Source organism: Streptomyces sp. NBC_01460, assembly GCF_036227405.1.
Taxonomy (GTDB): domain Bacteria; phylum Actinomycetota; class Actinomycetes; order Streptomycetales; family Streptomycetaceae; genus Streptomyces.
The window spans coordinates 5,914,407-5,933,402 of sequence record NZ_CP109473.1 but is presented as its reverse complement, the minus strand read 5'-3'; the positions used below and the strand labels follow the sequence as shown (position 1 = coordinate 5,933,402).

Here is an 18,996-nt window from a genome sequence, read left to right as displayed (position 1 = left end):
TCCGGTCACGCATGTGAGGGTGCCCCCGCCCGCCCGGGCGGGGGCACCTTCACGCGCGGGGAGTGTGCGCGTCAGCAGCCGCCGCAGTTGTAGTACGTCACGTCCCAGTGGTTGCCCTCGTCGGCGTAGACGTTGCCCGAGCCCGACTTGTACTGGGGGGCGCCGTCGCCCCGCAGGCCGATGTAGCTGAACACGCCCTTCACGTAGTTCGTGAGGCAGGTGGTCTTTCCGAAGTCGAGCTTGTAACCGTTCCAGTGCGAGTACGTGCCACTGGCGTGCCCGGTCTCGGTGCCGCCGGTGATGTTGAGCGCGCAGCCCGTCGCGCTCTTCAGCGTCTGGGCGCCCTGCGCGCTGGTCAGGTTCAGCTGGTCGAAGGACGTGCAGGTGGAGACGTTCCGGTTGGAACAGCCACCCGAGGACGACCAGGTGATCCCCGACGAGGAGAAGCGGGAGGTCGCCTGCGAGTGGGTCAGCTTGGTGACGGCGTGCGCCTCGGTGGCACCGCCGCCGAGTACGCCGACGCCGGGCGCGAAGAGGGCGCCGAGGACGAGAACGAGAGCGGTGAGGGCCGAGCGGAGTCTGGGACGGGTCAGCATGGGGGAAGTCCTCCTGCTCATGACAATTTGGGGGCAGGGAGATAGTGCCCCACATCTACGCGCGTCCGCCAGGGGGTGGCGCGGGTGCGCCCAGCCCTTTCCGCGACTTTCGGACCGGCCTGGACCCTTGATGTTGAACTTTGAACAAAAGAGGTCTACAGTCAAACTCGTTGAAGGTTAAACCAAACGTTCGACGAGCTGTCGTACAGAACGCGTCGGACCACGTCCCGAGGAGGAGCCATGGCTCTGTTCAACCGCAAGAACACCGCCCCGTCCACCACCGCCACCCTCGCCGTGGACCCGGCGCTGGCGGCCCTGACCGGCACCTACACGATCGACCCGGCGCACAGCAGCATCGGTTTCACCGTGCGTCACGCCATGGTCACCAACGTGCGCGGCTCCTTCGGTGACCACGAGGGCACCCTGGTGCTGGACGGCGCGAACCCGGCCGCCTCCACCGCGTCCATCGACGTCAAGATCTCCAGCGTCGACACCGGCATCACCGACCGCGACGGCCACCTGGTCAGCGGGGACTTCTTCGACGCCGAGACCTTCCCCCTCATGACCTTCCGGTCCACGCAGGCCGAGCAGCTCGGCGGCGACACGTACCGCGTCACCGGTGACCTCACCATCAAGGACGTCACCCGTCCGCTCTCCATCGACCTGGAGTTCAACGGCTCCGCCACCGACCCCTACGGCAACCAGCGCGTGGGCTTCGAGGGCAGCGCCGAGATCCTGCGCTCCGACTGGGGCCTGACCTACAACGCCGCGCTGGAGACCGGCGGCGTGCTGGTCGGCGACAAGGTCAAGCTGAGCTTCGATATCTCCGCCATCAAGGCCGCCCCGCAGGCCTGACGCGTCCGGACCGAGCGCGCCCGCCGGCTCTCCCCTTCGGGGGAGGGCGGCGGGCGCTCGTCGTCATCCGGCGGTGCGGCGGACCTTCAGCGCGTTGTCGGTCCGGGTGGTGGGGTTGCCGTCGGGGTCGTTCTGGACCCGCTCGTGCTCGGCACTGAGCAGCACCTCCCACTCCCCCTCCGGGAGTTCGAGGGACGCGAGGACCTCGTCCGTCGTCGGAAGTTCGATGTCCGGGTGGTCGTGCTCCCAGGAGGGGAAGCCCGCGTGTCCGACGATCAGCAGCACCCCGCCCGGCGCGACCGCCGACGCCGCCCGTCGCAGGATCTCCTCACGGGGCAGGTCGCCCATCGAGTGCAGGAACTGGGCGGAGACCAGGTCGAACTCCCCCTCGGGGAACGACGCGCCGAGGTCGTGCCACTGCCAGTCGATCCGGTCCGCGAGGCCGGCGTCCGCCGCGTGACCGGCCGCCCGGTCCAGGGCGACCCGGGAGATGTCGGTGGCGGTGACCGTCCAGCCCTGCCGGGCCAGCCAGACCGCGTCGGCGCCCTCGCCGCAGCCCAGGTCGAGGGCGCGGCCCGGCTTCAGCCCGTCCACTTCCCGGACGAGGGCGGCATTGGGGTCGCCGCTCCAGATCCGGTCGCTCTCGCGGTACCGGTCGTCCCACATCTCGGCGTCGGTGCGGGTGCTGTCGGTGGTCATCGTGTCGTCTCCTGAAGTCCATGACGGCGGTCGCCGAGCACGCGCTCGGTGACCCGGCGCTCGGCCTCGGCCGAGAAGGGTGCGCGGCGGGCGTCGACCGCGCGGCGGGTGTCGTCGGTGACGAGGTCCATGTTGATCATCGAGGCCGCCTTCAGCCCGGCCGCCGCCGCTCCGACGACCTGCTCCATGAGGTTGGCGACGTTACCGGCCACCCATACGCCGGGCACGTCGGTCGCCCCGGCAGGGTCGGCCGCGATGTACGTGCCGACGACGTGGTCACCCATCGTCATCTCGGTGGGCACCAGGCCGAGCCCCTCCAGGACCGCCGACCGGGCGGTGAAGCGCGGCTGGACGACGAGCGCCTCGCGCGGGATCACCGTGCCCCCGGCGAGCCGCACACCGGTGAGCCGGTCGCCGGTCACCTCCAGCGCGGTCACCTCGCCGTCCACGACGGAGATGCCCCGGGCGGCGAGCTGCTCGTACTCGTCGTCACCGAAGTCGGCCTGTCCGTGCCGGAACAGCACCACGTCGTCGGTCCACTGCCGCCAGAGCAGGGCCTGGTGCACGGCCATGGGGCTGAGCGCCAGAATCCCGACCGGCGCGTCCCGCACCTCCCAGCCGTGGCAGTACGGGCAGTGCAGCACGTCGCGGCCCCAGCGCTCCGCGAGGCCCTCGACGGCCGGCAGCTCGTCCACGATTCCCGTGGTCACCAGCAGACGGCGCGCCTCGACGGCGCTCCCGTCCTCCCGTACGACACGGAAGCCGTCGGACAGCCTCTCTGCCGAGACGACCTCGCCCCGGACGATCTCGGCTCCGTAGTCCGCCGCCTCGGCCCGGCCGATGGCCAGCAGTTCCAGGGGCGGGACACCCTCCCTGCCCAAGTAGTTGTGCGCGTGGGACGCGGGTGCGTTGCGCGGGCTGCCCGCGTCGATCACGAGCACCGAACGCCGGGCCCGGGAGAGGGCGAGCGCCCCGCTCAGCCCGGCGGCCCCGCCGCCGATCACCACTACGTCGTACCGCTGGTTCGTCTCGCTCATGCGGATCACCTCCTGTTACGGGAGATGGTGCGCGCGGGGCGCCGATTCGACAAGCTCGCTTGCCGAACCGGCAAATTCGCACCAGACCGTCTTCCCGGGGTCCCGCTCGCCCACCCCCCAGGCGTCGGCGAGTGCCCCGACCAGCAGCAGCCCGCGCCCGTACTCCGCGTACGGGGCCGAGCCCCGCTCCTCACGGACCTCGCCGCCGCCGCTGTCGTCGACCTCGATCCGGAGCAGGTCACCCCAGGTGAGCCGCACCCGGAATCCCCGGCCGGGCGGTACGCCGTGGACCAGGGCGTTGGTGGCGAGCTCGCTCACGCAGAGCAGCACCTCCTCGAGGTCCACCTCGCACGCCCAGTCGAGCAGCGCCTCCCGGACGAACTGGCGCGCGAGGGGGACGGACCTGCGCTCACGGCGGTAGAACGCCTCACGAAAGGAGGCGAGTTGCGTTGGTTCATTCACGGGACGACTCTCACAGGGCATCACTACTGTGGGTCACCGCGTCAGGTCGTACACCACGTCTGTACGCGCGCTGACGGGTCCGGCGGGCTCGCGTACGGGGAGAGGCACGGCATGCACTCGGTGAAGAGGAACAAGCGCGTCACGTCCTGGCACGTCATCGGCGCGCAGCTGGCCGCCCTCCGCCGGGCGGCCGGATTCACGCAGGCGTCGCTGGCCGACCGGCTCTGCGTGGGCGAGGACACGATCGCCTCGATCGAACAGGGCCGCCGGCCGCTCCAGGCGGACTTCGCGGCGCAGCTGGACGAACTGCTGGACACGAAGGGTGTCTTGGGGATCGCGGTGGCGAAGGTGCCGCAGAGGGAGCGGTTCCCGGCGTTCGTGCAGGACTTCGTGGAGTACGAGCAGGAGGCGGTGACGCTGCTGTGGTACGAGAATCAAGTGGTGCCGGGACTGCTCCAGACAGAGGCGTACGCACGCTTCGTATTCTCCTGTCTCTTCCCACCCATCGAGGAGGAGCAACAGGAGGAGTGGGTGGCCGCCCGGATGGAGCGGCAGAAGCTCCTCGAACGCAGACCCCGGCCGATGCTCCACTTCATCCTGGAGGAGGGCATCCTTCGTGGCGAGATCGGAGACTCCGCAATGCGCCGGGAGCAGTTCGCCCATCTGCGGCAGTGCATGGAACTCCCCTTCCTGGGCTTGCAGATCATGCCCAGGAAGCTCCCCAAGCACGCCGGCCTCGCGGGTCCCATGGTGCTCTTGGAGACACCTGACCATGACCACCTCGCTTACGTCGAAGGGCAGTTGACCAGCGTGCTGCACGACGACCCGGACCAGGTCAGCTTGCTCCAGCAGAAATATGGGATGCTGCGTTCGCAGGCGCTTTCCGTCGAGAACAGCGCGCGCCTACTGGATGACCTGCTTGGAGAGTCATGACTCGCGCAGCACGCGGTAAAGCCCTCGACTGGTTCAAGTCCAGCTACAGCAGCAGCCAAGGTGGCGACTGCCTCGAAGTCGCCTACGAATGGACCAAGTCCAGCTACAGCAGCGACCAGGGCGGCGCCTGCGTCGAGGTCTCCGCTCACCCCTCCGCCGTGCACATCCGCGACTCCAAGGTCACCGACGGCGCGGTCCTGACGGTGCCGCCGGCCGCGTGGGCCGCGTTCGTCCGCGCCGCCCTCTGACGGCCGGTCTCCCCCGGATCACACAGGTGCCAGGCCGGAACGATCGCCATGGAAAGGGCTCAGCGGGAAAGCACTCCCTGCCGGCCGGTCCGATCCAGATCCGGTAGCACGGTGGGCCTTTCCGTGGAGATATCGACCGGTGCCGGCGGCGCTTCAGGGTCATCGATGTCGGGCACGTCCACCGGCAGGTCCGGAATCGACGCCGATATGGCCACCGGTCGCAGTACGGTGGCGCGCTCGCCGAATCCGATCTCTATCTCCACGACTGTCGCATTCGACGGCTCGCGCGTTCTCGGCGGCTTCCTCGGCGTCGGCCGCGCATGGTCCCGGATCTTCCGGTCGGTGGAGTCCGGGGAGGCGGAGGGTGTGGGAGAACGTCCCGGAGTCACGCGGGGAACGGGAGCCTCCACGGCCCGCGGGGCGGAACTGTCCGCCGGAGGCCGGCTCTCCGGTCGGACGGGGGGATCGGCGGGCAAGGTCAGCCCCACCACGGCGACCGTCACCGCCGCCGATGCCGCCACCGACTGCTGGGTGACCCCCGTACGCGGGAATCTCCGCACGGACAGCCACACGGTCATGGCGAGGGTGAGGCCTCCGGCCAGGGCGTTGCGCAGCGAGCGCCTGGCCCGGGCGAGCAGTGACTCGGTGGCCCGGTAACTCAGGCCCATGGTCCGGGCCACCTGGCCGACGTCGAGGTCCTGGGACTGCAGCCGCAGCGCCTCCGCCTGGCGTGCGGGCAGCAACTCCGCGCTGCGGGCGGCCAGCCACCTGGCCTCCGCCCGGTCACATGCCGCCTCTTCGACCGGGCACGGGTCGGCGGGGGCGGCGGAGAGGCTCTCGCTCAACTCCGAGTCCCGGACGACCTGGCGACGCCGGTCGGCGCACGCGCGTACGGTCGCGAGCCTGAGCCACGAGCGGACCCGGCCGTACTGGACGTCGGGGTCCTCCACCGCGCGGATCATCGCTTCCTGGACGGCGTCCTCGGCCTCTTCGGCGCTCGCCGAGCGGCTGCGCGCCATCTCCAGCAGTTCGTCCCGGTGGCTCCAGACGAGCTCCCACCGGTTGCCCGGACCGTGAGGTCGACGAGCGGTACCTGAGTCCTTCACGTTCAAAGCCCTCTGGTCCGTGTTTCAGGGTCCGCCATGTGCCCGATCATGGTGCCCCACGACACGTATGCCCCGCGGCCTGGGTCGGCATCGGGGCATACGGGCTAGCTGTCGGATCAGGCCGAGAGCGTGGTGGCGGAGCCGATCCCGGCGACGCCCAGCACGTTGGCGCCGACGGCGCCCGCGATGCCGCCCGCGAGCGGCGCGACGCCCGTCAGGTCGGCGCTGACGCCACCCGCGATGCCGCCGATGACCGGCGCGTCGAGAGAAACCGCACCGCCGAGGCCACCGGACACGTTGTCCAGGTCGGCGTCGGAGATTTCCTGGGTCTGCACCTGGGGGGCGGAGCTCATGATGTGAATTCCCTTCGCGTTAAATCCGAGAATGGCAGGGACCCGCACCGTCAGGAAAGAAGGCCCTTGCCGCTTTCGCGGTTGCCGGCGCCTCGATGTGGGGCCCGAGGGATGCGGCACATTCCTGTGCGGCTTCCGCGATGTGGAGGATGTAAGCACGTGAGCTCGGGGAGAGGCCACCCGCCCGGGAGCCCCTCGTAGGGCTTTTCCGCGACGAAAGGACGGTGCGCTCACATCACCCTTCGGACCGGTACAGCTTCTTCACTTCGCTGACCGACGGACGGCCCGGCGACCACTTCCTTAAGCCGCCCCGAAAGAGACATTCCCGGCCGTGGACGCGCCGCACCGGGTCCGGCCACGCGGGACGGTCTCCGGCGGCGCGCCACCTGCGCGCACGGTGTGCAGATCTGCCGCAGGGGGCCTGACGGGGCGCCCCGCGCCGTCGGCGGACAGCCCTGGGCCGAGGGTCCGGGCATGGGCGCGGATACCGGTCTCACACCGTGAGGCGCTGCTCGGCACCGGAGCCGTCGGCCGCCGACTCGGGGGTGATGCCGTGCTGCTCGTCCTCGGGGCGGCCCTTCCTGGGCAGCAGGAAGGTGATCGCGAGGAAGACCACCAGCAGACATGCCTGGACGATCAGCGCGCGGTGGAAGCCGCCGGTGAAGTCACCGGTCTCGGCCCGGGCGAAGAACACCGAGCCGAAGATCGCGACGCCGACGGAGCCGCCGATCGCCTGGACCGCCGACAGGACGCCGGAGGCGGATCCGATCTCGTCGTCGTCGACCGCGGCCAGGATGAAGCTGAACAGGGCGGCGATCACCATGCCGGCGCCGATGCCCGCCACCGCGACGCCGGGAGCGATGTCCCAGATCGAGAACGAGGCGGCATCGAGGCCGTCGAGCTCGAACCACAGCACGGCTGCGCCGGCCAGCTGGACGAGCGGTCCGATCTGCAGCACCTTGCGGCCGATCCTGTCGGCCAGGAACGCGCCGCTGACCGCGCCGCCGATCGCGGTTCCCACCGCGAGGGGCAGGTTGCCGAGCCCCGCGTCACCGGCGGTGAAGTGCTGACCGATCTGGAGGAACAGGGTCAGTACGAGCTGGGTGCCGATCAGTCCGCCGAAGAACAGGGCGATGCCGCCGAGGCCGACGGTGAAGGCCGGCTTGCGCAGCAGGCCCGGGGTCACCAGCGGCTCGCGGCCCGCGGCGGCCGTACGGCGCTGCTGGAGGGCGAAGAGGCCGAACCCGATCACCGAGGCGGCCATGCACAGCCACGTCCACAGCGGCCAGCCCTCCTCCTGCCCCTGGTTGAGCGGCAGCACCAGCAGGGCGCAGGCCGCCACGACCAGGGCGGCGCCGGTCATGTCGACCCGTACCGTGCGGTCGCCCGCCTTCTTCGGCACGAACTTCGCGGCGACGATCAGTGCGGCGATGCCGATGGGCAGGTTGATCAGGAACACCGACCGCCAGCCCAGACCGAAGAAGTCACCCTCGATGAGGAAGCCGCCCAGGACCGGGCCGATGATGCCGCCCAGGCCGAGGACGGGTCCGAAGATCGCGAAGACCTTGGTGAGTTCAGGGCCTGAGAAGTTCTCCCGCAGCAGGCCCAGACCCTGGGGCAGCAGCATCGCTCCGGCGGTGCCCTGCAGCAGGCGGAAGGCGATCAGCGACTCGATGTTCGGCGCGATCGCGCACAGCAGCGAGCTCGCGGTGAAGGCCGCCAGACCGATCAGGAACATCCGGCGCCGGCCGTAGCGGTCACCGAGCCGCCCGCCGAGCACGAGCCCGGCACCCAGGGTGAGGGCGTAGCCGCCGATCACCCATTGCAGGCCGACGGGACCGGCACCGAGGGATCTCTCCAGGTCCGGCCCCGCGACGTTGACGATCGAGGCGTCCAGGAGATCCATGATCTCGGCGACGATCATCACCGCCAGGATCAGCCAGCGCCACCGGTAGGGCGCGGTCGTCTCGTCAGGCTGGGGCGAGGGGTCACGCACGTCAGATACCTCCATGGTGAAGTAATTCCATGGTGAAGGTAGATTGGAGTAGGTAGGTTGTCAAAGCGAGGCGGCCGGGTGGGCCTCACAGCAGGGGAGAAAGAGGGAGGTCGGCATGGACGACGCCGTGCGCGAGGGTGTCGCGGAGCAGCGTGAGCGGCTGATGGAATCGTTGAGGATCTACGGCGGCCACTACGCCGAGCTCAGCCGACGCTTCGCCACCTGGCTGGGACTGCACTCCACCGACGCGATCGCGGTCCTGGAGATCGCCGCCGCCGAGGAGCGCGGCACCCCCCTGTCACCGGCACGGCTGAGCGAGCGGATCTCCCTGTCCACGGGCGCCACGACCGCACTGCTGAACCGTCTCGAAGCGGCTGGGCACATCACGCGCGCCCGGGAGCACTCCGACCGGCGCGTCGTCACGCTGCGCAGCGGGGGGCACATCCAGGAACGGGCGGACGAGTTCTTCGGCCCGCTCGCCCGCCGCCTCGACACCGCGATGTCGCACTATCCGCCGCGGTTCCTGGAACAGTTCGAAGCGTTCGTGGCCGACCTGAACGCCACCATGGACAGCCACCTCGCGGAACAGGCCCCGACGGCACCGCGCTCCCCTGACGGCCGGTCCGCCTGAGGGTCCCGCTCCCGGCCCGCCCGGCCGGATCCTTCGCCCGCTCGCCGGGCCACCCTTCGTCGCATGCCTGTCGAATCTCTGTACGCACCCCCACGCACCGGTGTACGGTCTCGGCCCGATGGGCTTTGGGAGCGCTCCCATGGCGCTGTTTCCGCTTCACCCCCACGAGGAGGAACGCTATGAAACGCCTATTCGCCTTAGTGGCGACCTGTGCGACCGCCCTGGGCCTCACGGCCGCAGTGGCTCCCCAGGCGGTGGCAGCCACCGGCTGCAAGGTCGACTACACCGTCACCAGCCAGTGGACGGGCGGCTTCCAGGCCGGAGTGAAGGTCACGAACCTGGGCGCACCCCTCAGCGGATGGACTCTCGGGTTCTCCCTGCCCGACGGGGGACAGAAGATCGCCCAGGGCTGGAACGCCACCTGGTCGCAGTCCGGCTCCGCGGTCACCGCCGCGGGCGTCGACTGGAACCGCGCGCTGGCCACCAACGCCTCGGCCGACCTGGGGTTCACGGGCACCTTCACGGGCGCCAACCCGAAGCCGACGGCGTTCACGCTCAACGGCGTCGCCTGTACGGGCTCCCTCGAAGAGGAGCCCCCGCCCGTCCCGGTCGACGGCACCCCCGTGGACGTCAACGGCCAACTACACGTATGCGGCGTGAACCTGTGCAACCAGTACAACCGCGCCATCCAGCTGCGCGGCATGAGCACGCACGGCATCCAGTGGTTCAGCCAGTGCTACAACGCCGCGTCCCTGGACGCACTGGCGCACGACTGGAAGTCCGACCTGCTGCGCACCGCCATGTACGTGCAGGAGGACGGCTACGAGACCGACCCCGCCGGCTTCACCAGCCGCGTGAACGGCCTCGTCGACATGGCCGAGGCGCGGGGCATGTACGCGCTGATCGACTTCCACACGCTGACGCCGGGTGACCCGAACTACAACCTCGCCCGCGCGAAGACGTTCTTCGCGTCCGTCGCCGCCCGCAACGCCGCCAAGAAGAACGTGATCTACGAGATCGCCAATGAGCCCAACGGCGTGAGCTGGTCGGCCATCAAGAGTTACGCCGAGCAGGTCATCCCGGTGATCCGGGCCGCCGATCCGGACGCCGTCGTCATCGTCGGAACCCGCGGCTGGTCCTCGCTGGGAGTCTCCGACGGCTCCGACGAGAGCGAGGTGGTCAGCAATCCCGTCAACGCCACCAACCTCATGTACGCGTTCCACTTCTACGCCGCGAGCCACAAGGACACCTACCGCTCCACGCTGAGCCGAGCGGCGTCACGACTGCCGCTCTTCGTCACCGAGTTCGGCACGGTGAGCGCCACCGGCGGTGGAGCGATGGACCGGGCGAGCACCACGGCCTGGCTGGACCTGCTCGACCAGCTGAAGATCAGCTACGCGAACTGGACCTACTCCGACGCCCCCGAGAGCAGTGCGGCGTTCAAGCCCGGGACCTGCGGCGGCAGCGACTACAGCAGCAGCGGCGTACTGACCGAGTCGGGAGCACTGCTCAAGAGCCGGATCAGCACTCCTGACACCTTCCCCACCGGCTGACCTCCGACGGGGGCTCCGGCCGGGCCGGAGCCCCCGTACGGATGACGGAATCCATCTGCGTCCTCGGCACGTCGAACGGGTCAGGGCCGTCCTCCCTGTCGGCGGACCTGGGTGCTCAGGACGCTCGGCGTGGTCTTCGACGGCACGTCCCTGCCGGCCCTCGTGTTCTTCCTCGTGCCGTACCGACCGATCGAAGTCCTGTCCCGCCGACCTGGCCGCACCCCTTCCGGCACGGATGGCATAGTGAGCCTCAACGCGACGGTCGATCAGGGGAGTTGTCGGGTCTGTGAGGATCGCTCGCTGGATGGTGCCGGTCATCGTCGGGGTCGTGGTGACTCCGTTGTCGATCGGTCTGGGAGCCGTACTGCTCGGGTCCTTCGACGACAGCGAGGCAGTCGGCGGAGGGGTCCCGGCACCGGTGAGCACCGAGTTGAAGGCGGGCGACGTGGGGGTTCCCGTCCTGTACGCGAAGCTCCTGCGCGACGCCGCGGCGGACTGCGACGAGAAGCTGCTCACCGCGCCCGTGCTGGCCGCGCAGTTGAAGCGGGAGAGCAACTTCAACCCGAGGGCCAGGTCGATCGCGGCCGACGGGCCGGCGGACGACGACGGCTCCTTGACGGATCCGCGGAGCGAGGAGCAGCGGGCCGAGGACGGGAAGCCGGGCGGAGCAGACCTGCCCGGCGGGGAACAGGCCACCGGATCCGGCTCGGAGGAGACCTCCTCGGGCGAGGAGCTGCCTGCCGTGGCACAGGCCGAACGGCCCGTCACCAGGGGTATCGCCCAGTTCTCGGACGCCGACTGGGTGGCCGCGGGGATCGACGGCAACAACGACGGCGTCAGGGACGTCCTGGACCCTGCGGACGCCATACCGGCCCAGGGCAGGAAGATGTGCGGACTCCTGCGGACCGCGAAGAAACACCCCGGCTACCGGGGCACTCCCCTGGAACTTGCCCTGGCCGCCTATCGCGTGAGCTGGAAGACGGTCGGGGAGTACGGCGGTGTGCCGCGCGCGAGTGGAGCGGACGGGGAGACGTACGAGTACGTCAAGGCCGTCATGAAGTCCTACCCGAAGATGGTCGTGCCCGTCGGCGGCAACGCGTCCGGCGGCTGGACCCTGCCCGTCGAGGGACCGGCCGGAACCCCGTACCACCAGCGGGGCTCCGCCTGGTCCACCGGCCTGCACACCGGCGTCGACTTCGTGATCCCCACCGGGACGCAGGTCAAGGCCATCGGCCCGGGTGAGGTCGTCACGGCCGGGGACGGCGGCGACTACGGCAATCAGGTCGTCGTCCGCCACGAGGACGGTACGTACAGCCAGTACGCCCACCTCTCCGAGGTGAAGGCCGTCGTGGGCCAGAGCGTCCAGGGCGGCACGCTCATCGGCTGGTCCGGCGAGACCGGCAACGCCACGGGCCCGCATCTGCACGTCGAGATCCGCACGGGGCCCGGGTTCGGGTCCGACATCTCCCCCGTCCCGTATCTGCGGGCCAAGGGCCTGATCCTCTGAGGACGTACACCTCCGGCTGAACGCGAGCGCCTCCTCGGCCGACGCTCCGAGGAGGCCGGCAGAGGAGGCGTTCCGTGCGGGAACGGCGGTGGGCCCGGGCCCTACGTGCCGCTGGTCGTGGCGCGGGTGAAGAACTCGATCTCGGCGATCGAGACCTGCTTGTCGGGGCCCACGTTGAACGCCGAACGGATGACGAACCGTACGCTGACGACGTTCTGCGCCCGGAACTTCCGCTGCTGGGGGCCGCTCACCTGGTCGAGTTTGATGTGGCGGGTGGTCTTCTTCCCGTCCGCCGTGGTGATGACCGCGTCCATGCGGTGCGGCAGCGCGGCCTCGGAGAGGTCGGACGGCTTGGTGGAGATGCCGGACGTGATGAGGATGTCCAGCAGACGGGTGGGTTCCATGAAACGCGCCTCGACCCACTCACCCTCGGCGGCCTGCGACACCCCCGGACCCCACCAGCTGTTGTTGATCTTGTCGAAGAGAGACTTCGGCGGGTGGCCGCCGAAGGAACGGGACGCCACGGCGGCATCAGGACTGATCTGGGCCCGCTTCGCGAAGTGGTCGCGTCCCGCGTTCCACGCCGTACTCACGTGGAACGCCGCGTAGATCACCAGCGCGAGCGCGAGACCGTAGGCGACCCAGGTGACGATGCGGCCGATGCCCCGGCGCAGCCTCGGGCGGTCGCCCGCCCACGGTGCCGGGCGGTCACCGAAGTCCCGCATCCGGCGCCACCAGGGGCGCCGTGCCTCCGGGACTCCGGGGCGCTTCGCGAGGGACATGCCGCAGCGCCGGCAGAAGTGCCGGTCGGGGCGGTTGCCGACCTCGCACCAGGGGCACGGGGGGCCGACGTCGTCGGCCGGTTCGCCGCCGGGGGCCTGGACCCGGGGGCGGGGAGCGGAGGGCACACCCGGGAGGACCGGGGCCACTCCCGGTGCCGGTGCGGCGGCGCGCCGGTCGGCGACCGGTACGAGCAGCGCCCTGGCTCGCGCACTCGCGTCCGGGTCCGGTTCCGGGGTCGCGGCGGAGACCGGCGGCATCGCGGGCAGGGTGTCGTCCTCCTCGGGCGCCACGGCCCGAGCATCGGCGCGTGCGGGTTCGCGCACCGGGTCCGTGCTGCCTGCGTCGGCCGACGGGTCCGGGCCCGAGACGCCCGGAGTGTCCGCACCGGCTGGCCGATCCGCGGTGCCCGCACCCCGTTGCCCCGTGTCCGGGGTCCAGCTCAGTACCGCGCCGCAGTCGTCGCAGAAGGACTGCCCCGGAGTCGGCCGCGTGCCGCACTCCGCACAGTGAGGTGGCTCGTTCCCCGTGTCGCCGGTGACCGCGGGAGAAGGCGGTGTGGAGGGGGAGGCCTGGTGACTGGTCACCTGTCGGAAGTCCTTTCGGCGGCGGTCACGTGGACCGTGTAAGGCATATGGGCGGGGCGAGCTGCCGCGACGAGGCGCTCCAGCCGGTGTTCGGCGGCGGGGCCGGGCTCCGGCAGCCGTACGGTGACGTGCAGATGCGGGCGGCTCTCGCCGGGGACCGGGCCCAGGGGCCTGGCGTCCCAGACGGCCGCGCCGCTCTCGGTGATCTCCGGCTCCACGCCGAAGGCGAGCCGTACCGCCTCGGAGAGGCCGCGCCGGGTGCCGCGGATGCGGTGCAGCCGCACGGCGGCGGTCACCGCGGCGCGCAGAGCGGCCGTCGCCTCCGTGTCCTGCGGGTGACCGGTGGCGGGTGCGGTGAGCGGCGCCTCCGCCGGCTCCCGGCCCATGGACCCGTCGGCGCGTCCGGCCGTGTCCGGCCCTTCGGTCTCCGCGCCCACCCAGCTGCCGAGCCAGCGGGTGAAGTCCTCGGGCGCGAGCGACGGCGTGAAGTAGGCGTCCAGGCAGTCGAGCACGTTGTGGAGCGGCGCGAGGACCTCGTCGATGCCCGCGACGAACCGCTGGGCGAGGTCGTCGTCGGCGAACACCGCCGGCAGCATCACGCCCAGCGGAGCCGACGAGGCGAGTCCGTCGACGGACCCGCGCGTGCTCCCGCTCGTGGTCACGAGGCGTCCCCTATCACCCGCACGCGGTGGTCGAACGAGAAGACGAGCGCGGGGGGATCGAGATCGATCCGCTCCGTGGGATCGCCGCGCTTCCCGCTGAGCGGGTCGGCGGGGTGCAGCAGCACCTCGTCCACCAGCTCGACACCGGGCACCCGTTGCAGCACCGCGAACACCTCGCCCGCCTGGACCGGCCGGCCGAAGGGCCAGCCCGTGCCATGGGCTCCCCCGGTCAGCGGGTCGAGATGGCGGTACAGGGCGTCGTGCGCCTGCCGCCTGACCCGGTCGGTGTCGGTGCCACGGAAGGCGTGCACCGTCGCGACGACCGTCACACCCTGGTAGAAGGGCGGCCCGACCGCCAGCCGGGTGCCGATCAGCCGCCGCTCGTCGAGGTACCGGGTGATACGCCCCAGCAGGGCGTCACCGGGGACGAGTTGCTCGAAGCGCAGCCGTCCGCCCGGGTCGGACACGGCCTGCGGGACGACCAGAACCCGTACGGCGTGCGCGCCGTGCTCGTCCGGCTCGGCCGCGAGGCAGGTGATGCGCGCGGTCTCGGGCGCGGCGCGTCTCGCGAGTTCCTCGTAGTCCCGCAGGGTCACGGCGCGGTCCTGCGCACTCAGCGCGATGGGCGCCCTGAGCTTGGCCTCCTCGACGGTCTCGCCGTCGACCCCACCGCGTGCGGCCTCCCGGTTGACGACGTCGGAGACGTACGGGACGGAGTCGCGCAGCACCTGGATGGCACCCCTGGCGACGTTGCCGGCCTTTCCGCCGCCCGTACGGTAGCGGCGGGCCCGGATGGGCGCGCCCTTGGGCGGTACGGCCCCGTACTGGCGCAGAGTGCCGTCCGGTTCGCGGACGGACGGGCCGAAGGCGATCTCGCCGGTGGTCGCGTCCACGGTGATGTGCCGGTCGGCCGGGCCCGAGGCGGCGAAGTGGCCGACGGTCTCCCAGTCGACCCAGCCGTCGCGCTCGGCGACCTGCAGGAGTACCGGCTGCACGTCGCCGACGACGGGGCTGTTGGCCAGCCGCAGCCGGTGTCCCGGCAGTCCGGTGGACTCCCCCAGCGCTTCGTCCCGCACCGTCTCCGCGTGCACGACGCCGGTGGTGCCGCCGATGCTGAACGCCTCGGCGGAGCGGATGGTGGGCGAGGTGGTGTAGAAGGGCCGGCCCTGTTCCGGCTCGGTGACCCGGCAGCGCAACCAGCCGGCCTCGCGCCGCCCGGTACGGGAGAGCGCGTGGCCGCCGGGGACGTGCAGCACGACCTCGCCGGGGCGGTTCAGCCCACCGGTCGTGTCCCGGTCGACGTCGCAGGCGGCCCAGCCGTCGGCGGTCCACGCCTCCCAGGCGAGCGGCGGCTGCCTCGGGTCGACACCGACACCGTCCACCTGGCTGTCGAGCTCCAGGACGACCACGCACTCCGGTACGGCGGCGCTGAGCCCGAACAGCATGCGGTCACCGGGGCCCGGGGACTCCGCGAAGCAGTGCACGTCCTTGGACTCGGCGAGGTCCGAGGTGCGGTCGACCGCCTCCTGACCGGCCCGCTGGACCACGACGTATGACAACTCGCAAGGAATCACGGTCAGTTCGCGCTCGGTGGCGAAGACCACCGCGTCCTCGGTCTGGGTACGGACCGTGGCGACCTCCGTGCCCGTCGCCAGCACGACGGGCTGCTGCTGCGGCGCCGACAACCAGAACGTGACGTCGGCGCGCGCCGCGGACGGAGGGAAGAGCGTGATCCCGATGAGGTCCAGGAACGCGAGGTGGTTCTTCTCGGGCACCCGGTTGAGCCGGTACACGATCTGGTCGGCCATGTGGGCGACCGTCTCGACGAGGGTCACGCCCGGGTCGGAGACGTTGTGGTCGGTCCACTCGGGGGCGCGCTGCTGGATGTAGCGCTTGGCGTCGTCGACGAACTGCTGGAAGCGCCGGTCGTCGAGGTTCGGGGAGGGCAGTGCCATCAGCGGTCGCTTCCAAGGTGCTCGTCGGGCGTACCGGACCCCTCGGGCCCGTCGTGGGAGGGGATCACGTAGAAGGGGAAGACCAGGCTGCGCGGGTTGTTGGTGCCCGTGATCGAGTAGCGGACGTCGATGAAGAGCACGCCCTGTTCCTCGCCGGCCGTCACCGTGACGTCGTCGACCTCGATGCGCGGTTCCCAGCGGTCCAGGCAGCTGTGCACCTCGTGCTGGATCCGGCCCGCGGTGGCCTCGTTGACCGGGGCGAAGACCATGTCGTGGATGGCGCAGCCGAACTCGGGGCGCATCGGCCGTTCACCGGGCGCCGTGGAGAGGACGAGGCGGATGGCCTCCTCGACCTCGCGTTCCCCGCTGACCAGGGCGATGCCGCCGGTGGGGCTGATGCGCAGCGGGAAGGCCCATCCGGAGCCGACGAACTGTTCCGCCATCAGATTCCTCCCACCGTGAGCACCGGCTTCATCTTGGACAGGACCAGGGGAGCGTTCAGGCCGATCTCCAGACCCGAGTTGATCTTCAGGGCAAGTCCTGCGGTCAGCGACATGGCGGCGGCGGCCGACACGCTCAGCGCGCTCGCGTTCACGGCCGTGACACCCGCCCGCACCGACAGGGCGCCGGCGTTGATGTTCATCGGCCCGCCGCTGCGGAGCGTCAGGGAGCCCACCGCGTTCAGCGAGAGGTTGCCGCCCGCGTTGATGGCCACGGCGCCGGTCCCCCGGATGGAGACCTTTCCCTTGCTGTCCACCACGATCTCGGTCTTCGTCCGGTCCAGGTTGATGGTGAGCCGGTTGTCGCCGGTGGAGAGCCGCACCCCGCGCTTGAGGCCGACGCTCTGGTCGAGCAGGTCGATACGGTTGTTGCTGCGGTCGGACAGGGTGCGCCGGGTGACCTTCCCGCGCGTCGGGTCGTACACCGGCACGTCGACGGGATCCGGCTTGTCGACGCCGTTGTAGAGGCCGCCGATGACGTACGGGTGGTCGAGGGCGCCCCGGTCGAACGCCACCAGCACCTCGTCGTCCACGTCCGGTGAGATCATGCTGCCGCCCTTGGCTCCGCCGAACTGGACGGTCCTGGTCCAGTCACTGACGTACATGTCGTCCAGCCACGGGAACCTCAGCTTGACCCTGCCCTGCCTCAACGGGTCCTTGATGTCGGTGACCAGGGCATTGGCGACGCTCGGCAGGCCGGCCGGACCCGCCCCGCCGCCTCCGGACGTGAGCCCGTACAGCGATCGCCACTGACGCCCGCTGACGTTCAGGAACGTCTCGTAGTGCTCCTGGTCGCCGAAGGTGTGGCGGGCGGCGGTGACCGTGTACTTGCCCTGGAACGGCTTCCCCACGTCCTTGAGGGTGACCGCGACGCCCGGACGCAGTTGGGTGTTGCCGCGCGCCGTGATCTCCACCTCGGCGAAGGAGGACGTCACGTCGTCCGCCACGGCGTCGGCGGCGTGCTTGACCTCGTCGAGCTTGTCGTAGGGCGTGTCGGTCACGACGAGCTCGGCCTTGCCGAACGTCTTGGACACCTCGGACGGCTTCGTACCGATGACGAAGCCCGGATTGTCCAGCGCGGGCGACTTGGAGACAAGAGGCTGCTTGGTGGTGACGTTCCAGCCGCGCGCCTCGACTGCGGTCACCTGGTCGGCCGAGGTGACCGCCGCGCGGCAGCGCAGGATCTCCTCACCGCCCTTCAGGAGGAGGGCGCTCTGTGCGCTCGGCATGCTCTCCGGGGGAGCCGTCGCCGCCTGCTGGCGCTTGACGAACTGGAATCTGCCCTTCGAGTTGATGGACATCACCATCTCGTTCTCGTCCGCGAGCCGCTGGACGAAGTCCCAGTCGGTGACGTTGGCCTGGCTGATGAACTCGTACTGCCCCTTGGTCCGCTGGGTCTTCCCCAGCGGTATGCCGCTCTTGCGCGCCAGTTCGACGGCGATCTCGGTGGCGGTCTTGTTCTTGTACGCCGCGACCCTCCGCTGCCGGAGCATGCGGTGGCCCTTGTCGTAACCGCGGATGACGGTGAAGGTTCCGGTGCGGTCGTAGTCGGTCTCCAGCGCGGTGACCTCTCCGGTGATCAAGGGTGTGCCCTTGCCGTCGGAGAGGGGCGCGATGACCACGGGCACACCGATCTCGACGTTCAGCCTGGCGAGGATGTCCTTCTTGTCGTCACGGAAGGTGAGATGGAACGCGCCGGGCACGCCCGCGCCGAAGTCGACCCGGCCCGCCACCAGCTTCGTGTTCTCCGGGGACTTGAGCTTCGTGCCGGCGATCTGCACCGTGAGGATGTTGGAGAAACCGATGTCGGACATCAGACGCCGACCTCTTCGGCGGCGGGAAGCATCAGTTCGGCACCCGGCGTGAGCGCCTTCGGGTCGTCGATGCCGTTGGCCTCGGCGATCGTGCGCCACACCGTGGCGTCTCCGTACTCGCGCCACGCGAGGAGCGGGAGCGAGTCGCCGGCCACGACCCGGTGCACCCGGCGGGTGGTGAGCGCGCCCGAGGTGGGGTTCTGACCGGGGGTGCTGCTCGGGATCTCGTGCAGGTTCACCTGGCAGACGGCCCGGATCGGCATCCCGTTGGTGTTGAAGAGGGTGTACTGGGCCTCCACGGAGCTGACGTACGCGTTGAAGCGGGCCGTGGAGAAGGCACCCCACTCGAAGACCACCCACGGCGTCGACGGCTGGTTCGCCGCGATGCTGGCGGTGGTCGTCTCGCAGCAGGAGAAGAGGGCTTCGACCTTCTTGCGCACGTCGTTGCTGTCCGGGTCGTCGGAGCGGTCGAGGAAGATCTCCACCGTCATCTCCCGGGGCTCGGGCCCCATGAACTCCGGGACCGCGCCGTCCCGCACCGCGGCGGTGGGCGTGGTCTTCCACTGAGCCCTGCGGGTCAGCGACAACTGCGACGGGTTGAAGTCGAAGTTGAACGTCTTCATCAGCGCGCCGGGCTTGGTGCTGCTGCCGATCGGCGGCTGGTGGATGGCGAGCGTCGCCCGCACCAGGCTGTCCCCGATACCGAAACTGGAGAGGTTCAT

19 protein-coding genes are annotated in these 18,996 nt (G+C 70.4%); 6 read left to right on the top strand and 13 right to left on the bottom strand.

Features of this window, described 5'->3' with window-relative positions; all coding sequences use genetic code 11:
* Positions 1 to 71: 71 nt before the first annotated feature.
* Entirely contained in the window at positions 72 to 596 is a 525-nt protein-coding gene (locus OG488_RS26895) for a hypothetical protein (protein WP_329233243.1), read from the bottom strand.
* Between the two features lie 240 nt (positions 597 to 836).
* On the opposite strand from OG488_RS26895, the gene OG488_RS26890 reads away from it, so the two are divergent.
* A complete protein-coding gene (locus OG488_RS26890) occupies positions 837 to 1,451 on the top strand; it encodes a YceI family protein (protein WP_329233241.1) in 615 nt (204 codons plus the stop codon).
* 63 nt (positions 1,452 to 1,514) lie between these two features.
* Here OG488_RS26890 and OG488_RS26885 read toward each other — a convergent pair whose 3' ends face one another.
* Genes OG488_RS26885 through OG488_RS26875 form a run of 3 tightly spaced genes read right to left on the bottom strand, consistent with a single transcriptional unit; the run spans position 1,515 to position 3,649 of the window.
* On the bottom strand, positions 1,515 to 2,150 hold the full coding sequence (locus tag OG488_RS26885) for an SAM-dependent methyltransferase (RefSeq protein WP_329233239.1): 636 nt from the start codon (positions 2,148 to 2,150) through the stop codon (positions 1,515 to 1,517).
* Positions 2,147 to 3,187 (bottom strand): NAD(P)/FAD-dependent oxidoreductase, encoded by a 1,041-nt coding sequence (locus OG488_RS26880; RefSeq protein WP_329233237.1) that lies wholly within the window; start codon positions 3,185 to 3,187, stop codon positions 2,147 to 2,149. Before OG488_RS26880 ends, OG488_RS26885 begins: the two co-directional genes overlap by 4 nt.
* A gap of 15 nt (positions 3,188 to 3,202) precedes the next feature.
* Entirely contained in the window at positions 3,203 to 3,649 is a 447-nt protein-coding gene (locus OG488_RS26875) for an ATP-binding protein (RefSeq protein WP_329233236.1), read from the bottom strand.
* A 111-nt stretch (positions 3,650 to 3,760) separates the two neighbouring features.
* Here OG488_RS26875 and OG488_RS26870 point away from each other — a divergent pair, with 111 nt between their 5' ends.
* Positions 3,761 to 4,582, top strand: coding sequence for a helix-turn-helix domain-containing protein (locus OG488_RS26870; RefSeq protein ID WP_329233235.1), 822 nt, complete (start codon positions 3,761 to 3,763; stop codon positions 4,580 to 4,582).
* Positions 4,579 to 4,830 (top strand): DUF397 domain-containing protein, encoded by a 252-nt coding sequence (locus OG488_RS26865; RefSeq protein WP_329233233.1) that lies wholly within the window; start codon positions 4,579 to 4,581, stop codon positions 4,828 to 4,830. Before OG488_RS26870 ends, OG488_RS26865 begins: the two co-directional genes overlap by 4 nt.
* 59 nt (positions 4,831 to 4,889) lie before the next feature.
* Here the strand turns inward: OG488_RS26865 and OG488_RS26860 are convergent, their stop codons facing one another.
* The 3 genes from OG488_RS26860 to OG488_RS26850 all read right to left on the bottom strand — a co-directional run bounded on the left by OG488_RS26860 (position 4,890) and on the right by OG488_RS26850 (position 8,300).
* Positions 4,890 to 5,936, bottom strand: a complete 1,047-nt coding sequence (locus OG488_RS26860; protein WP_329233232.1) for an RNA polymerase sigma factor — start codon at positions 5,934 to 5,936, stop codon at positions 4,890 to 4,892.
* Positions 5,937 to 6,052: 116 nt separating this feature from the next.
* A complete protein-coding gene (locus OG488_RS26855) occupies positions 6,053 to 6,289 on the bottom strand; it encodes a hypothetical protein (RefSeq protein WP_329233231.1) in 237 nt (78 codons plus the stop codon).
* Positions 6,290 to 6,782: 493 nt separating this feature from the next.
* Complete coding sequence (locus OG488_RS26850; protein WP_329233229.1) at positions 6,783 to 8,300, bottom strand: MFS transporter; 1,518 nt, start codon at positions 8,298 to 8,300, stop codon at positions 6,783 to 6,785.
* Positions 8,301 to 8,400: 100 nt separating this feature from the next.
* Here OG488_RS26850 and OG488_RS26845 point away from each other — a divergent pair, with 100 nt between their 5' ends.
* From OG488_RS26845 to OG488_RS26835, 3 genes are all read left to right on the top strand, one after another.
* Entirely contained in the window at positions 8,401 to 8,916 is a 516-nt protein-coding gene (locus OG488_RS26845) for a MarR family winged helix-turn-helix transcriptional regulator (protein ID WP_329233227.1), read from the top strand.
* A 179-nt stretch (positions 8,917 to 9,095) separates the two neighbouring features.
* Complete coding sequence (locus OG488_RS26840; RefSeq protein WP_329233225.1) at positions 9,096 to 10,469, top strand: cellulase family glycosylhydrolase; 1,374 nt, start codon at positions 9,096 to 9,098, stop codon at positions 10,467 to 10,469.
* A 304-nt stretch (positions 10,470 to 10,773) separates the two neighbouring features.
* On the top strand, positions 10,774 to 11,976 hold the full coding sequence (locus OG488_RS26835) for a M23 family metallopeptidase (protein WP_329233223.1): 1,203 nt from the start codon (positions 10,774 to 10,776) through the stop codon (positions 11,974 to 11,976).
* 101 nt (positions 11,977 to 12,077) lie between these two features.
* Here the strand turns inward: OG488_RS26835 and OG488_RS26830 are convergent, their stop codons facing one another.
* The 6 genes from OG488_RS26830 to OG488_RS26805 all read right to left on the bottom strand — a co-directional run bounded on the left by OG488_RS26830 (position 12,078) and on the right by OG488_RS26805 (position 18,996).
* Complete coding sequence (locus OG488_RS26830) at positions 12,078 to 13,049, bottom strand: NADase-type glycan-binding domain-containing protein (RefSeq protein WP_329233221.1); 972 nt, start codon at positions 13,047 to 13,049, stop codon at positions 12,078 to 12,080.
* Positions 13,050 to 13,339: 290 nt separating this feature from the next.
* Positions 13,340 to 13,939: a phage tail protein gene (locus OG488_RS26825; protein WP_329239039.1), complete on the bottom strand. Its 600-nt coding sequence runs from the start codon at positions 13,937 to 13,939 to the stop codon at positions 13,340 to 13,342.
* Positions 13,940 to 14,001: 62 nt separating this feature from the next.
* Complete coding sequence (locus OG488_RS26820; RefSeq protein WP_329233219.1) at positions 14,002 to 15,960, bottom strand: putative baseplate assembly protein; 1,959 nt, start codon at positions 15,958 to 15,960, stop codon at positions 14,002 to 14,004.
* The gene (locus tag OG488_RS26815; protein WP_329233217.1) at positions 15,960 to 16,403 is read right to left on the bottom strand and encodes a GPW/gp25 family protein; all 444 of its coding nucleotides are present in this window, start codon (positions 16,401 to 16,403) and stop codon (positions 15,960 to 15,962) included. Before OG488_RS26815 ends, OG488_RS26820 begins: the two co-directional genes overlap by 1 nt.
* Positions 16,403 to 18,274 (bottom strand): VgrG-related protein, encoded by a 1,872-nt coding sequence (locus tag OG488_RS26810; RefSeq protein ID WP_329233215.1) that lies wholly within the window; start codon positions 18,272 to 18,274, stop codon positions 16,403 to 16,405. Before OG488_RS26810 ends, OG488_RS26815 begins: the two co-directional genes overlap by 1 nt.
* A complete protein-coding gene (locus OG488_RS26805) occupies positions 18,274 to 18,996 on the bottom strand; it encodes a CIS tube protein (protein WP_329233213.1) in 723 nt (240 codons plus the stop codon). Before OG488_RS26805 ends, OG488_RS26810 begins: the two co-directional genes overlap by 1 nt.